At 39.3% G+C, this 13,478-nt stretch carries 8 protein-coding genes; 2 read left to right on the top strand and 6 right to left on the bottom strand.

Annotated features, from left to right (window positions below):
• Positions 1 to 23: 23 nt before the first annotated feature.
• Positions 24 to 293: a glutaredoxin domain-containing protein gene (locus tag OXPF_RS03315; RefSeq protein ID WP_054873784.1), complete on the bottom strand. Its 270-nt coding sequence runs from the start codon at positions 291 to 293 to the stop codon at positions 24 to 26.
• Positions 294 to 530: 237 nt separating this feature from the next.
• Between OXPF_RS03315 and OXPF_RS03310 the strand changes: the two genes are divergently transcribed.
• Positions 531 to 791, top strand: coding sequence for a thioredoxin family protein (locus OXPF_RS03310; protein ID WP_054873783.1), 261 nt, complete (start codon positions 531 to 533; stop codon positions 789 to 791).
• A 102-nt stretch (positions 792 to 893) separates the two neighbouring features.
• The gene (locus OXPF_RS03305) at positions 894 to 1,427 is read left to right on the top strand and encodes a hypothetical protein (RefSeq protein WP_054873782.1); all 534 of its coding nucleotides are present in this window, start codon (positions 894 to 896) and stop codon (positions 1,425 to 1,427) included.
• An 87-nt stretch (positions 1,428 to 1,514) separates the two neighbouring features.
• On the opposite strand, the gene OXPF_RS03300 is transcribed toward OXPF_RS03305, so the two are convergent.
• From OXPF_RS03300 to addB, 5 genes are read right to left on the bottom strand one after another with little or no spacing between them, the layout of a single operon-like run.
• On the bottom strand, positions 1,515 to 2,075 hold the full coding sequence (locus tag OXPF_RS03300; protein WP_054873781.1) for a flavodoxin family protein: 561 nt from the start codon (positions 2,073 to 2,075) through the stop codon (positions 1,515 to 1,517).
• A gap of 29 nt (positions 2,076 to 2,104) precedes the next feature.
• Positions 2,105 to 5,155 (bottom strand): AAA family ATPase, encoded by a 3,051-nt coding sequence (locus OXPF_RS03295; RefSeq protein WP_054873780.1) that lies wholly within the window; start codon positions 5,153 to 5,155, stop codon positions 2,105 to 2,107.
• Between the two features lies 1 nt (position 5,156).
• Positions 5,157 to 6,305: an exonuclease SbcCD subunit D gene (locus OXPF_RS03290; RefSeq protein ID WP_054873779.1), complete on the bottom strand. Its 1,149-nt coding sequence runs from the start codon at positions 6,303 to 6,305 to the stop codon at positions 5,157 to 5,159.
• 19 nt (positions 6,306 to 6,324) lie between these two features.
• Positions 6,325 to 10,050 carry a helicase-exonuclease AddAB subunit AddA gene (gene addA, locus OXPF_RS03285; RefSeq protein ID WP_054873778.1) on the bottom strand — a complete coding sequence of 1,242 codons (3,726 nt, stop codon included), beginning with the start codon at positions 10,048 to 10,050 and terminating at the stop codon, positions 6,325 to 6,327.
• The gene (gene addB / locus OXPF_RS03280; RefSeq protein WP_054873777.1) at positions 10,047 to 13,478 is read right to left on the bottom strand and encodes a helicase-exonuclease AddAB subunit AddB; all 3,432 of its coding nucleotides are present in this window, start codon (positions 13,476 to 13,478) and stop codon (positions 10,047 to 10,049) included. Before addB ends, addA begins: the two co-directional genes overlap by 4 nt.

Below are 13,478 nucleotides of genomic sequence, written 5' to 3'. Positions count from 1 at the left end.
TTTATCACTCTCCAAATTAAAAATTACAGTCCCAGGCTTTTCTCCAATTTTTCCTGATCAAAATCTATTATTAATTCATCTTCTACAAATATAGTGGGAATGCCCACTCCGCCTGCACTTTTAACTGCATCATACATGGGGTTTATATCCCTTACTTTTAGAAAAGCTTTCAAATTAGACAATTCCTTGCTTATATCGTGATATTCATATCCAATACCTTTCTGTGAAAGATAATCTATAAGTGCGTTAGTATCCCCGCAAAGATGGCTTCCGTATATGACTATTTTTTTCATAAATACACTCCTCATATGACTTTTATTTTATTGTATCATTATTAAACTCAATAGTATAGTCAATCAAATTCATCCCCGTTATTCCATGAAAGCTGTCATATACCTTACAGATATCATTCCTCTTGTCAAACATATGAATATATAGCTATAATATTTGAAAAGCTATATAATGCCATTTGCTGACGTAAATACATTATATGTATTAATCATAAATAAAATTTTAAGGATGTGACTATTATGAAGCCTGTGCTTATGTTTACATTGAATGCATGCCCTTATTGCCAGCGGGCTCTGTCCATGGTGGAGGAATTAAAAGAGAACAATCCGGAATACAGAAAAATACAGATAACCATAATAGATGAAGGAAGACAGCCGGAAATAGCAGATAAATATGACTATTTCTATGTACCTACATATTATGTAGACGGAGTTAAGGTGCATGAAGGGGCTGCCACACTGGATATGATTAAAAAAGTACTTGATACGGCAATGGAATAAGGCACTCTGCCTTATTTTTTTATACCAAATTACCCATTATTGTGAAAAAACTTATCGAAATATCGTTATATTATAGTATAATTTAATAAAAGGAGGGTGTTTATGATGAACAAAACAAATAAGGCTTTGATATCAGTATTGCTTTTGGCAATTTTGATTATACCTGCAGGCTGTAGAAAGGACCCAATCATAGTATCAAACAGTCCAAGCCCCACAGTAACTAAAACACCTGAAATAACCCCAACTCCTGAAGTTACTCCATCCATTACCCCAGCTCCCGAGATTACCCCTACTCCGGTGATTGAAATATCTGATGAGCCCACCGATGAGGAGAAGGATATTTTAAACGCCAAAGCACTGCAGATGATAAACATAATGCATACCGGTGACGATGTGTCATTGAAAAATATTTCCCGCCCCCAGGATTATAACAGGCTTTTAGAATACATGAACATAATGGAGAGCAACGAGCTTAAAGAGGCTGCTATTTCCGGATATCACAAAAACAGCGCCAGTGAAATAATAGTTTTTGCCGAAGTATATTTTTCTCCCGAAGGCTACGGCCAGTTTTATGAAATGAAATTCAAAAAATACGATGATCAATGGTATCTTACGGATATAGGCTTCGATGCATAAACATAAGGCTGCACACATAGTGCAGCCTTTATAATCCTCAAGTGTATTTATATAATAAGAATTAATGCGAAATATATAACAGAAATATTATCTGCTTTCTTTGATCCCTTCTGTCATAGTCTTGGTTGATTCAAATATGGCTTTTAACTTATGCTCTTTATTTCTTCTGGTAACTCCCAAGTTATCGAATTTTACTCCCTTGTTGTGGTCAACAAATCTCTCCATACTTGACAGGCAGGACATTACACCATTACCTGAGCCGCCTGCTGCTGCCACTATGATAAAAGGTTTACCGCTTAAAAAGCTGCCTGATTTCTTAAAGGCCTCACATCTTCTCAGCCTGTCTAAAAAAGCCTTTGTACTTTCGCTCATGTCTCCCCAATAAACAGGAGTGACTATGACAAACCCATCCATTTCCTTAAGAGTAGCATGAAGGTCCTGGAAATCATCCTGCACCTGGCAATAATGCTCGTCCCTGCAAGTTCCCCAGCCGCCGCTGCATGCATGACATAGGCCTATGTTCATATCATTCAATCTTACATGATAAACTTCAGCACCTGCGTGAGCAGCGCCTAACCCTGCCTGCTCGCCGCATGCTGCCGTTAAGCCGTTTTTATTTGGACTACCGGTAATAACCATTACTTTCATTTTTTTCTCCTCCCCTTTTATATCAAAAATTATGAAACCTTAAATTCAGCCCTGCTCCCCCTGTCAGTTATCATTACTTCCAGTCTGGCATCTATTCTTTCTTTCAATTCGGGAACATGGGATATTATACCTACAAGGCGTCCGCCTTTTTGAAGGTCAATCAATGTTCTTATAGCAAAGTCCAGTGATTCCGGATCCAAGGTACCAAAGCCTTCATCCACAAAAATAGTATCTAAGCTTATTCCTCCTGAATATGACTGAACAACATCAGCCAGGCCCAGTGCAAGGGATAGAGATGCTAGAAAGCTTTCTCCGCCTGATAATGTGGTTACTGACCGCTCCACACCCGTATATGTATCAAATACCTCAAGCTCCAGCCCGCCAGCCGAATTTTTTCTTGCCCTGTCCAGTGTTCTTCGAAGTTGATACCTGCCTTTGCTCATAAGTTTCAATCTTTCAGTTGCCGCATATGTTATATCATCCAGCAAGGTTCCAAGTACAAACCTTTGAAAAGTCATACCATAGCCGTTTTGCCCTGCGGAAACATTGGAAAGATGTCCAACAACCGAATATTTTTGTTCTTCTATAACTATTTTTTCTTCCAGCTCATTTATTTCAGAATGAGTTTTCTTATAATCTCCAATGGTTTTTGCCAGGCTTGATTCTTCTTTTATGGCTTCTCTAAACTCGTCCTCAGCACTTTGAAGTTCTTTTTCCATTACTTCCAGATCCTGTAGTGTGATATCACGGGAGGCATTTAAGGCTTTTGCATAAGCATCCTCAGCGGATTTTATTTTGCCTTCATAGCTTTTTATATCTTGTTCCATGGTTGTTATGGCAGTTTCAGTCATCTTGGCGCTTTCATAATCACTGTATTTTTCAAAGCCGGCTTTTTTCAAGCTCTCACTGAATCGGGCTCTCTCTTGGTTGTACTTTACTACGGCTTCCTCCAAGGCAATCTCAGCACTTACCTTCAATGATTCTGCCTGAGTCAAAAGGCGGGAGGAATCCTCATATTCCTTATTGGCTTTATCAAAGGCTTCCTTAAGTGCATTAAAAGCATTATTAGCTTTCAAAGTCTCTTGTTCCAGCGCTTCCAATGTCCTTATTGCTTCAGGTATGTTATCTTCCATTCCCTTAAGAGAACCTAAGCTTCTCTGATATTCATCATTCTTTGAAGCAAAAATATTTTCAAGCTCCAAAAGACTGTTTTTAATATTCTGCTCCAGGATTTCCTCATTTTTAAGCTCCTCTTTCAAGGCATCAAGCTCTTTTGCCTTAATCTCAGCTTTCTCATATGCTTTTTTAACATTTTCCAACTGGACATTAAGCTTTTCGATATCTATATCCTTGCTTTCCTTAAGTTCTGCTTCAAGAGCTTCTATGGATGCTTCCAGCTTGCTTTTCTCTTTAGTCACTTCATCCAAAGCATCTTTTCTATTGTTTTTCTCTTTTTCCAGCTTTTCTACCAACGATATTTTTTCTTTCAGCTCTATTTCTGTGGGAATGGCTTCATGGGTTGTGGCCAAATTAGGATGATGAATGGATCCGCATACAGGGCAGGGCATGTTATCTTTAAGCCCTCTAGCCAAAATAGCTGCCTGTCCTTTATTCCACAGCTCCTGAAGCGAAAAGTATTCTTCTTTTTCTTTAATATATTGTAAACTTAATTTCTCATATTCCTGAAAGGCGACGGAATGGGTTTTAAATACGTCGTTAAGCCTTATCTTAAAATTATCAAGGCTGTTTCTTTTTTCCAGCAGTATCATGTTTTTGTTAAAAACATCTTCAAAAATAGGTAACTTTAAAACAATCTCTTCGGCTTCTTTTACTCTTTGTAAATTAATCTTTAAATTTTCTTGAATTTTTATATGCCTTTTATGAATATTGTCTTTGTCCTTGGCTATTTTGTCAACCTCTATTTTAAGGTTTTCTATGGAATTTCTGTAAGTTTCTAAGGACGCTACCCTATCCATATAGCCTTCAAGCTCTATTACAGTCTTTCTTTTGGCCTCTCTCTCCCTTTCTCTCTCTTTTTCTATTTTAAATTTCTTTTCGATTATTTCATGATTTTTTATGGCTATGTTAAAAGCTTCAGTTTTATTATTTAAATCCTCCCCACACCTTTTCTTATCTTCACTTCTTAGGCGAGTGGCTTTTTCAGTCTCCCCTAATGTCGCAGCTTTCCTGGCATTTTGAAGCTGAATCCCTTTAGCATCATAATCTTCAGATAAAGCTTTTAAAGCTTCTAAATCCTGAAATCTCTCTTCCAGATCCCTTAACTTTTCGTTCCCTTCCCGGGCTTTTATATGGTTATCCTGAAGAGACTTAACCTTTTTATTCTTCTCCTTTAATATCAAGGATATATTGCTAAGCCTTTGAGTGCTTTCAGCTATGAGCCCCTCCACCTTTGATACATCCCCACAGCCCAAAGTTTCAAGGCACCATTTTCTTCTTTCTTCCTTTTTCATAATGGAGTTTCTAAGCTCTTTTGCCGACTCTTTTAATATTTCTTCGATTTTTCTGTAAACCTCTGTATGAAAAATCTTTTCCATTATATCCTGGCGCTCTTTGGAATCAGCCGTAAGAAGCTTTCGAAACTGCCCCTGGGGAAGCATTATTACCTGACGGAACTGTTCGCTTTCAAAGCCTATAATTTTTTTTACCTCATCTGTCACCTTGCTCCAGCCGCTTATTATAAGCTCTTCTCCGCCTTCTTTAAGCCTCCACATGACTGCTTCTGAATTTTGCATTGTGGTACCTATCCCCGCCCTTTTTAAACGCTCCTGCTCGGGGATTCTCTTTATTCTGTATTTTTTATCCTTAAGCTCAAAATCAAATACCACTTCTGTAAGGGTATCCAAATTGGCATAGTGACTCCTTAGGCTTTTTCCGTCCTTCTCGGCGCCACTACTGTCCCCATAGAGGGCAAAGCATATTGCATCCAATATGCTGGTCTTTCCTGCTCCCGTAGGCCCGTGTATTAAAAATATACTGTTGTTTTTAAGGTCGGAGAAATCAAGAAGCTGGCAATCCGCATAAGGTCCGAAAGCGCTCATTGTTAATTTAAGAGGTTTCATATCAATCCCACCTCAATGCACCATTATGTTTGGACAGTATTTCTTCAAATGCCTTTAAATGCTCATCGCTTATTTTACTGTCTGTAACCTGGTTAAAAAAAGATGAGAACAAATCCTTTATATCCATTTTCTTAAAATTCGAATCCGGGCCTCTTAATTCGGTGCTTAGAAGCATCTGAGGCCTTTCTATGTGAAGGGTGTTAGGATACACTCTTCGTATCTTTCCCATAGCATCTAAAATGGCTCCTTCATCCTTTAAAGTCACCATCAAATAATCTTCCTTATTCTTGCACTCCTCGGGGTGGTTCAATAAATCCTCAAGATACCCTTCTATACATCTTACATCCCGCTTTGGCCTAAGCTCTATCTTTTCTATTGATACAGTACCTTTGCCGTCCATCTCTATAATCGGAATATGCTTTTTCTGATCAGCCTCCGAAAAGGAATACTTCATAAGAGATCCTGAATATCTGATTGTCTCTGATGTTACCTTTTGAGGCCTGTGAAGATGTCCTAAGGCTACATAATCAAAGTCTTTGAAATAGGATGAATCCACCACACTTGTGCCACCTATGGAAAGAGGCCGTTCAGACTCGCTTCCCTCTCCCCCTGCTACAAAGGTATGAGAAATCAGCACATTCCTTTTGGACTTATCCATATTATCCCCAATGGCAGCTATGATTTTTTTCATGGAATCATCATGGCTGTGAATTTCTTCATCCTCCAATACTTCCCTGATAATCGCCGGTTCGGCGTAAGGAAGGGAGTAAAAAAATACGGAACCGAATTTATCTTCGATAATCAAAGGATTTATATTTTTAGAAAATCTTCCCGTTACATTAAGCTTGGAAGGGCCCATAAGGCGGGAGCCGAAATGTATCCTGTCGGCACTGTCATGGTTTCCTGAAATCATTATAATTGGTATCCTGAAATCTAAAATTATCTTTGAAATAGTTTCATCCAGCAGGTTGACGGCTTCAACGGGGGGCACAGAGCGGTCGAATATATCCCCCGCCACCAAGAGCACGTCAGGTTTTTTATCCTTTATAAGAAGAGTTAACTCCTCCAATATATAAGCCTGGTCCTCAGTCAAATGAACTCCGTGAAATATCCTGCCTAAATGCCAGTCTGAGGTATGAATTATGCGCATTTTCCCAACCTCCCTTTACTTAGTATTTTAAAACCTGCCCGTTATAAAAAAGATAAATGTATTTTTCCTTTACTTTTTTGCCTGTCATTTGCTCCAATGCATTTTTGTAATATTCAATCTGAGATTTATATTTTTGCTTAATTAATTCTAAATTGTCATCATTCACATAATCCGTCTTGTAATCTAAGAGTACCAATCCATCTTCTTCTTCGAAATAGCAGTCTATTATACCTTGAAGAAGTATTTTCTCATCCTTATATTTATCATAAGGCAAGCCTTTAAACACTTCTGTGCTGTCAATCTCCATATAAAAAGGCATTTCCCTTCTTACATTTTTGGCAAAATTAAGCCTTTTGCCAATGGGAGATTCAAAAAACTCAATTACTTTTTTAATGTTTACCGTCTTAGCCTGAACTTCGGTTAAGAGTTCACTGTCAACCAGCTCTTTGATTAATGCTTCCACATCCTGAGTCTTAAGTATCTTACCCAAATCCATGTGCTGCATTATGCTGTGCATCACCGTTCCCCTCTCAGAAGCGGATAAATCCGACTTTTCCTTCATAAATGAAGGAGTTTTATTTATAGGCTCCTCAAATATGCTTTGGGTATATTCATCATCAATATTTGTACCCATTCTCTTTTTAAGTTCAGTGACGGATAACTTGGCCGGAAGCTTTGAAGCATAGCTATAGCCATATACCCAATTAAGCCTTCTTACAACTTCATGGGCCAGAGGGCTTGTCTCTTCCTCTTCTTCCGCCTCATCCATTACGGCAGTTTCTTCTTCGACCTTTTCATTCCTGCAGGATAAAATATCCTTCATTTTATGGAATTTAACTTCCCAAAGTGAAGGGTCATCGATTATGGCTTCCATAGGCATATCCATAAGATTAGCCGCCTCCCTTAATTCATTCAGGCTCCTGTGCTTTAAAATGACAGGGAAGATCCAGTGAAGAAAATTTTTGCTATTTATAACATGGTATTCGGGAATTTTTATCCCCAGCCCATCAGCAGCTTTTCCACAATATCCACATAACTTATCAACATTGTTAACAGTCCCCGTCAAAATCAACTTTTCCCGGGCTCTTGTCAATGCAACGTAAAGTATCCTCATCTCTTCAGATAAGCTCTCAAACCTTATCTTCTTCTTCAAGGCCTGCTTTATAATGGTCTGATAGCGGTATCTCATCTTATTGTCCACAAAATCAGGCCCCAAGCCCAATTCATGGTGAAAAAGCACCGGGCTGTTCAAATCCCTCATGTTAAATTTTCTCCCTAAGCCGCTTAAAATTGTAACGGGAAACTCCAGCCCCTTGCTCTTATGGATGCTCATAATCCTTACCACGTTTTCGTTTTCCCCCAGGATTTTAGCACTCCCCATGTCTCCGCTGCTTTTTTGAAGCTTTTTAATGAAATTTATAAAGTTAAAAAGGCCTTTTAAGCTTGTGCTTTCATATTCCCTTGCCCTTTCAAAGAGAATGCGCAGATTTCCCTGCCTTTGAATACCCCCCGGCATGGCGCTGGCATAGGCATAATAGCCCGTCTCATTGTATAGAAACCAAATAAATTCGGAAATAGGCATATTCACAGCCTTATCCCTCAACTTTTCAAGAAACTCCAGAAACTCACGGCATTTCTTGCCCAAATCATCCTCTGCCTTTGTCTTTTCCTTTATAGCCTCATAAAAGGTTTTATTAGCGGCCGCCATCCTTGTGTCCAACAGTTCCTCCGGGCTGAAGGGGGCAATGGGTGAGCGCAGAACGGATATTAAGGGTACATCCTGCATGGGATTATCTATTATCATGAGAAGAGATAAAACCGTCTGTATTTCATCGGTATCAAAATATCCGCTTCCCGTATCCGCAAATACAGGTATTCCGGCATTTAAAAGTTCCTCCGTAAAGATTGGCGCAAAGGAGGATGTGGCCCTCATAAGTATTACAATATCCCTGTATTCCACCGGCCTATAACCATTTATGTTTTTATCATATACCTTAAAGCTCTTTTGCCCATTTCTATATAATAAATTATTAATCCTCTCTGCCACCATCATAGCTTCTAATCGAACGCTATCTATATCCTCCTGTTCCTCATCCACCTCAACTACCTCTTCATCCTCATTTTCCTCTTCCTCTTCTTCTACCTTGTCTGACTCGATTATATGAAGTTCAATAGGCCCTCCGCACAAAGCCTCTTCATCCTCAATTTCCGGATAATCAGCTCCCGGATTTAACTTTTCATCATCCGTGTATTCAAGCTCTCCTATTGTCTTTGACATCAAGCCTTTGAATACATAGTTAACGCCGCCGATTACTTCCTTCCTGCTCCTGAAGTTTTTATAAAGTAGTATCCTTCTTTTCTTCCCATTATCGTCATCGGAATATGTATTGTATTTATGAAGGAAGAGCTCTGGCTTTGCCTGGCGGAACCTGTAAATGCTCTGCTTTACATCCCCAACCATGAATATATTGTACTGGCCTACAGGCACCTTTGAAATATTCGTTAAAATAAGCTCCTGAACCATGTTGCTGTCCTGATACTCATCTATTAAAATCTCTTCAAATTCGTCACGATATCTCACTGCCGCCTTTGAAGGCGTGACAATTTTCCCTTCTCTTTGGGTGAGTATTTGTATGCAGTAATGCTCTATGTCGTTAAAATCTATTACTCCCTTTTCTCTTTTCTTGAGGTTATACCTTTGAGAAAAAAGCACAACTGTATTTACCAATGCCTTCATATCAGGATGCATTTTTTTCATCTGTTCCTTTATTTCATCCAAAGTAAGCTTTAATACATCCCGGCTTTTTCTTAAAGCTTCCTTAACAGAATCTCTTAGGTCCTTCGCAATCTCCTGAACCTCTTTGTCAGCCTCTTTCTTAACCCGGGGAAGCCTTTCAAATTCAAAGGAATTAATAATGTCTCTTAATTCATCCCAGGAACCGCTACTTTTATTTTCTATTTCCTGCAAGGCCCTGTATTCATTTAAAATATGTTCGTAATAATTTTCAAGGCCGGAAGCGCCATCTAGCATGTCCGCCGCCTTTTTCATATTGCTTATGATGCCTGATAACTCAATTTTAATGTCTTCCCTTAAAATATCCGCCCATATGGAGGAGTCAAAATCAAAATCGCCATCCACATCAAATCTTTCCGCCACCTCATAAAGCCATTCCTCAGGGTAGGGCATGGCCTGAGAAAAACCATATAATTTAAGCACCATCTCTTTTAGAGAATTATCGCTTTTGTTACCCCCGAAGCTGTCCACCAGGTTTAGAAAGCCCTCATTTAGGCCCTCTTCATACCTTTCATCAAATACCTCTTCCATGGCTTCCTGCTTTAATAATACCGATTCTGTTTCGTCGGCTATTTTAAAAGCCGGGTCCAAATCCAGCATATGAAAATTGCTTCTTATGACTTCAAGGCAAAAGCTGTGTATTGTGGTTATGTGAGCACGGCTCAATAGTGCCATCTGCCTTTGGAGTTTTTGGGAATCCGGCTGTTTCTCTAAAACTCCTGATATGGCATTGCCTATTCTCTCTCTCATCTCAGAAGCTGCCGCGTTTGTAAAGGTCACCACCAGCAATTTATCTATATCAACGGGATTATCGGCATCCATTATTCTCTGAATTATCCTCTCGACCAGTACGGCAGTCTTTCCGGCGCCGGCAGCAGCGGCTATAAGGAGGTTACTGTTTCTCGCTTCTATTGCTTTTTTCTGTTCAAGGGTCCACTTTGCACTGCTCATATGCCGCCTCCTTCCTGCTTCAAGGCATCCCATATTTCATCCCTGCTCTTGTCCTTAATCACTCTGTAGCTGTTTGCCCTTATGGTAACATCAAACCTGCATATGGATTTATAGCTGCAAAAATCGCAGGGAGTGTTCTTACCCTTTTTGTAAGGCTTTATGGTTATGTTACCTAAAAGCATATCCTCGCAAAGGCTAATAATCAACTTTCTTACATGGCTTCTTAAGTCATCAAAATTCTCCGCATCAGCTGACGACGAGGCAGCGCTTAAGGTACCGTCAGCCTTAATCATGGCAGGTATTATAAGGGAGCTTTTGTCCATGTCCTTATCCATCTGCTTTATAATCCTCACATCAGATAGTAAAAGCCCCTTCATCTTGAGCCTTTTCATAATCTCCGTCTCTATTTCCTCTAAAGATAACTCACCTTCTGTGGATATCATAGGATCGTCTATTTTAAAATACAATATGCCTCCGGGGAAGGCCTTCTTGCCGGTCTTTTTTGATTCATATTCCAACAGGGCATCCAAATAAATCAAAAGCTGCAGCTCCAGTCCGTTATATATGTCGGATAAATTAAAGCTTTTATTGCCCGATTTATAGTCGATTATTCTGACATATATTCCTTCTTCCGTTTCAAGCTCATCCACCCTGTCTATCCTTCCTATTAGATTTACTTTTTCCCCCGATGGAAGGGTCAAGATTATAGGCGGATATTCCTTGCTCTGACCGAATATTATCTCATGGCCTTTAGGCTCAAAATTTCCCTTTTTAATGTGCATGGAAATGAGCCATACCGACCTTAGTATTATCTTCTTTAGCCTGTTCTTCAAATATTTATACCTGGCAGAGCTTGAAAGTATGGAACCGGAGGCCTCATTTACCGTATCATCCACTATTTCTGATATAGTCTCCTCACACCATTTTTTCTCTAAATCCCTCCAAGACATATTGCTTTTATCAATTAAGGCTGCAAATCTATCCAGTACTGTATGCAGGAATGTTCCGATATCCGGAGGGCTTAATTCGTAAATCCTTCTCTCCTTTGCCTTTAGACCATACTGCACATAATAAGCAAAGGGGCATTGGGCAAACTTCTCCAGCCTTGATATACTGAAATTAAGCTGCTTTCCGTAAATGTTTTTTATTTTATCGGGTCTTAAGGATTCTACCTGGTTTGTGTAGTACCTGGCTGACAGTGCGAAATTAAGCATACCTCTCCATTTATTATCTTTTAAATACCACCTTTTAACATCCCTCCATAGATCGCTTATTTCCCCGGTAATTTCCTTGCGCTTGACTGCAAAAATAAGCTCATTAAAGGTGGATACAGGGCCTGCCACAAGCTTTATCTGTCCTTCCTCACTTTCATCAGATATGATATTACTGTCCTCTTTTATATTGGGAAAAATCTTTTTAATAACCTGAATGACCTGAGACATCCTCATTGTCCTACCTTCGTGATCGGCTATAGGGTAGGATATTTTTAAAATATGCGATGGCATGGAAAATGTGGAGTACACCGTATAATGCTCTTCAAACAATGTCTCCCTTGTATTAGGAGCAAGCTCTAAACCAAGTGTTTTTAAAGCCTCCCTTTCACTGTCGGATAATATGCCTTCTTCCTTTGCACCAACCGGAAAAATACCGTCATTTACCCCCAGTAAATACAATGCCTTTACCTCATGGCTTTTAAGCCGCTCCACGCTTGTTACGGACACCTGGTCTATGGAAGGCGGAATAAGCCCGATTTTATATTCATTAAGTCCTATGGTGAACACATCGGTAAATTCCTCGAGAGTCATCAAATTATCTCCCATTACCTCAGATATCTGCTCCAATGCATCCACGAGCAAATTCCACACCTTTCCGTATTCATCGGCAAAGGATAGCTCACCTTGGTTTTTAAACTTTTCAACCTGATTTTCTATGGTTCCGGGTACGCCCATGACACATAAAAATTCAAAGAGTGCCTTTGATATTTCCACTGCCTTTTTCTTTCCCCTTGCTTCGTTATAAAAATCCAGCAGGGGGCAAATTATCTTGTATCTTATTATATTAATCTTTGCCAAGGCTTCCTTTGCATCCTCGCTTAATTCCTCATCTATTCCCTTATCCGGCCAATAATCCCACTCTTTTTGGTCCACCCACCGCTTTCCTTTTATGCCGCAGGATAGCACATAGTTTTCAATTATGTCTATATCCTCCCTTAAAATTCCTGTAAGATACGTCTTTAAATAGCGGAACACCGATTCATAGGACCAGTTTTTTATAAGTATCTCCATAGCGGATAATATGAGCACTATTATAGGATTGCTTAATATATCCCTTTTTTTATCTATATAGTAAGGAATGGAGTTTTCGGTAAATATGGCACCGATAAGCTTTTCATAACCTTCCAAATCCTTTGTGACAACCGTTATATCTCCATACCTGTAATTTTCATCCCTGCACAGTCTTATAATGTCCCTGGCTGCATATTGTACCTCAGAATACTTGTTCACCGATTTAAAAATGCTTATATCCCCTGTCTCTTCTTCAAATCTATCAAATGGATAGGTATATATGTTTTTTTCAAGATGGCCAAGGGAATTGCTTTCCATAAAACGAAAAGGGGCATTGTTCAATACAACCGGCTCCTCTGCTTTTATTTCTGTCATTTCTGCCATCCTTAAAAGTCTGTCTCTCATATTTTCAATAGGATAAAACTTATCCGTATTTCCCTTTTCAATCGCTAAGCAAAGAGTTATATTGACTTTTCTGGCCTTTAATAAAAGCTTTTTGATTATCATAAGCTGCTGGGGTGTTAACATGGAGAACCCGTCCACCCAGATTTCAGCACCATCGTACAATGTACAGTTATTAAGCTTGTCATTAAGCATGGACAAATCATCATCGCTGTCTATATATTCTTTGTGAAGCTCTTTTTCAAATTCCTCATATATAAGGCTTATATCGTGAGTTTTGCTCCACAATATTTCATTATCCTGCAAATTTTCCAATGTATTTTTCAGCATCTCAGGGGTGATTCCGTAGGTTTTAAGCTCGGTTATCATATCGGACATGGTCTTTATAAAGCCCTGCTCCCCAGCCGCCTTGCCGTATATTTCAAATTGCCCCTTTAGCCTTTTTAATATGTTGTATAAAAGCATATATTTTCCGGCGGTATTCATATGCTTTCTGGTCAATCCGCCGCACTGTGCAAACACTTTGTAAGCCATCCTTTTAAAGCTTAAAACCTCCGCTTTGGCAAGTCCGGTTATGCCGACGGTCTTTAGCAGTCTTTTTTCTGCTTGAAAGGAGTAATCTTCGGGTACAAGAAGAATGGCTTTGGAATTATCCTCACCCTGAATTGTTGCTTTTATATCCCTTAAACAGTATTCGGTTTTTCCTGTGCCTGCTCTTCCCATAATAAACCTTAAACTCAT

The sequence above is a fragment of the Oxobacter pfennigii genome, assembly GCF_001317355.1.
GTDB lineage: Bacteria > Bacillota > Clostridia > Clostridiales > Oxobacteraceae > Oxobacter > Oxobacter pfennigii.
This window is presented reverse-complemented; position numbering and strand designations above follow the sequence as displayed.

What these genes read in the sequence shown, in the direction of transcription:
- OXPF_RS03315 (WP_054873784.1), bottom strand. Translation starts at nt 293, where the DNA reads ATGAAAAAAATAGTCATATACGGAAGCCATCTTTGCGGGGATACTAAC.
- OXPF_RS03310 (WP_054873783.1), top strand. Translation starts at nt 531, where the DNA reads ATGAAGCCTGTGCTTATGTTTACATTGAATGCATGCCCTTATTGCCAG.
- OXPF_RS03305 (WP_054873782.1), top strand. Translation starts at nt 894, where the DNA reads ATGATGAACAAAACAAATAAGGCTTTGATATCAGTATTGCTTTTGGCA.
- OXPF_RS03300 (WP_054873781.1), bottom strand. Translation starts at nt 2,075, where the DNA reads ATGAAAGTAATGGTTATTACCGGTAGTCCAAATAAAAACGGCTTAACG.
- OXPF_RS03295 (WP_054873780.1), bottom strand. Translation starts at nt 5,155, where the DNA reads ATGAAACCTCTTAAATTAACAATGAGCGCTTTCGGACCTTATGCGGAT.
- OXPF_RS03290 (WP_054873779.1), bottom strand. Translation starts at nt 6,305, where the DNA reads ATGCGCATAATTCATACCTCAGACTGGCATTTAGGCAGGATATTTCAC.
- addA (WP_054873778.1), bottom strand. Translation starts at nt 10,050, where the DNA reads ATGAGCAGTGCAAAGTGGACCCTTGAACAGAAAAAAGCAATAGAAGCG.
- addB (WP_054873777.1), bottom strand. Translation starts at nt 13,478, where the DNA reads ATGAGTTTAAGGTTTATTATGGGAAGAGCAGGCACAGGAAAAACCGAA.